This window comes from Deltaproteobacteria bacterium (assembly GCA_009930495.1).
In the GTDB taxonomy this organism is placed as follows: Bacteria; Desulfobacterota; Desulfovibrionia; order Desulfovibrionales; family Desulfomicrobiaceae; genus Desulfomicrobium.
In genome coordinates, this window is record RZYB01000281.1 from 1 (window position 1) to 2,412 (window position 2,412).

Here is a 2,412-nt window from a genome sequence, read left to right on the forward strand (position 1 = left end):
AAGCGAAAAGAACGAACCTACGAACGTAAAGCAATCGAACTCGCGAAGCAACATTACGAAAAACAGAAACAAAAAGCCATTCATGAACGCCGTACATTTCGCGGTTTACAGATTGTCCCGACAAAAAGTTATTACGATGACTCCCAAGGACACACCCCTGGCGAAGACAACATGGTTGGATACGGGTTCGACATCCATCCCCAGGTTTTTTTCGGAGCCGGAATTCTCCTTGTGCTCTTCATCATCCTGACCCTTGTCTTCAAGGAGCAATCGGCGGTCTTCTTTCAACGTCTCCTTGACGGAATCGGCAATACATTCGGGTGGTTTTACATTCTCTCTGCCAATTTCTTTGTTGTCGCCATGATTATTATCGCGTCCAGCGACCTTGGCCGGATCAGAATCGGCGGCCCGGACGCCCTGCCGGAATTCTCCACTTTCAGCTGGTATGCCATGCTGATCAGCGCGGGAATGGGCATCGGCCTGATGTTCTGGAGCGTGGGCGAACCGATCTTCCACTACATGACGCCCTCCCCCATGTTCGACGTTCCCCCCAAGTCCCCGCAATCCGCCCAGGTGGCCTTGGGGCTCACATATTACCATTGGGGCATCCATCCGTGGGCCATCTATGCCCTGGTCGGATTGTCCCTGGCATTTTTCGCCTATAACCGTGGCCTTCCACTCACCATCAGGTCGGTCTTTTATCCGCTACTCGGCGAAAAAATTTACGGATTCTGGGGCAACCTCATCGATATCCTGTCCGTGCTGGCAACGCTTTTCGGACTGGCGACATCCCTGGGCCTGGGCGTGAAACAGGTGTCGTCGGGTCTCTCCTACCTCTTTGGAACGCCCAACACCGAGATTGTCGCGGTCATACTCATCGCGGCCATCACCCTACTGGCCATTTTTTCGGTCACGGCCGGACTCGACAAAGGCGTCAAGCTGCTCAGCCAGGGCAACATCTATCTGGCCGGGGCGTTCATGGTCTTTCTGTGCGTGGTTGGTCCGACGGTCTATATTTTCAAGGCATTCACGCAAAACATTGGGTTCTATATCCAAAATCTGCCCCAATTAAGTTTTTGGGTCGAAACCTACTATGGCGCCGAGGGCAGCAACTGGCAGAATCCATGGACCATCTTTTACTGGGGCTGGTGGATATCCTGGTCTCCGTTCGTGGGCATGTTCATCGCCAGAATATCCAAGGGCCGGACTGTTCGGGAATTCATCCTCGGCGTGATGATTTTCCCCACGCTTCTGTCGTTCCTATGGATGTCCTCGTTCGGAGGTTCGGCCCTGTGGCTCCAGATCGCGGATAACGTCGATATCGCCGGCGCCGTAAGCAGGGACGTCTCCACCGCGCTTTTTGTCATGCTCGAACATTTCCCCCTGTCACGGATCACATCCTTGATCGGCATCGCGCTCGTGGTCGTATTCTTTGTGACCTCTTCCGATTCCGGGTCGCTGGTGGTCGACCATCTCACCTCTGGTGGCAAGCTCGACTCCCCCATCCCGCAGCGCATCTTCTGGGCCGCCATGGAAGGAGTCTGCGCCGCGGCCTTGCTCATGGGTGGCGGCTTGGTGGCGCTGCAAAGCGCGTCCATAGCCACGGGACTCCCGTTTGCCATCGTCCTGGTCATCATGTGCCACAGCCTCTACAAAGGGCTGCGGGAAGAAGATTATCACGCCAAAATCATAGACAAAATCAACCCGCCCAAACAAACCTTCGAAATCCCGATGGGCGAAGACAAACCCGCGCCGCCTCCGGTCATTCCCGGCTAGGCTGGCCGCACCCGGCGAGTGGCGTTTCAGTCCGGACCGAAACGCCGCTCGTCCATCCAGGCAAACCTTCCAACCGCCACGGCGCCACCCGCATCCACGCCCACTCAGCACGTGGAGAACACTCACAACATCAGCCGCCGCATCCCCTTAAACGGCACGGCCCACATCAACGGCCCTGTTTCGCCATTTTCCTGGCCGACCCTGCCGAATCAAAACACTGCCGCGTCACCCGGCCCCAATAGGCGTCGTCATACATGTCCTGCTCGAATGCACCCCGCGTGAACTCGGCGATAACCCGAACCCAAAAACGGGTGGCGTATCGAGCCGCCTCCAGCTGCTTGACCTGCCACCGCCCCCGATACCGCGCAAAGAGCGCCTGGGCAAAATCCCGCCCCAGGTGGCGATTGCGCACGGACGGAACAACATAGAACTCGAGAATCTCGTGCATGTCCGCCTCGACCTTGATGGCCGCGAAGCCAACGGGATGGCTGTCCACGTACAGCACGAATCCAAGGACCATGCCGCCGATCTCGGTGTCCAAGGCGAACACGCCATCCGCGTCGGGAACTTTTCCGGTGATGGCGGAAAATTCGCCCTCGTAACTCTGGCACAGGTTCAGATACACATGCCGGTTGG

2 protein-coding genes are annotated in these 2,412 nt (G+C 56.9%); one reads left to right on the forward strand and one right to left on the reverse strand.

Going from position 1 to position 2,412, the window contains the following annotated elements; translation table 11 throughout:
* Positions 1 to 1,776, forward strand: a 1,776-nt coding sequence (locus EOL86_13765; GenBank protein NCD26641.1) for a BCCT family transporter, incomplete at its 5' end; no start/stop codon positions are given.
* A 166-nt stretch (positions 1,777 to 1,942) separates the two neighbouring features.
* On the opposite strand, the gene EOL86_13770 is transcribed toward EOL86_13765, so the two are convergent.
* Positions 1,943 to 2,412, reverse strand: a 470-nt coding sequence (locus EOL86_13770) for a hypothetical protein (protein NCD26642.1), incomplete at its 5' end; no start/stop codon positions are given.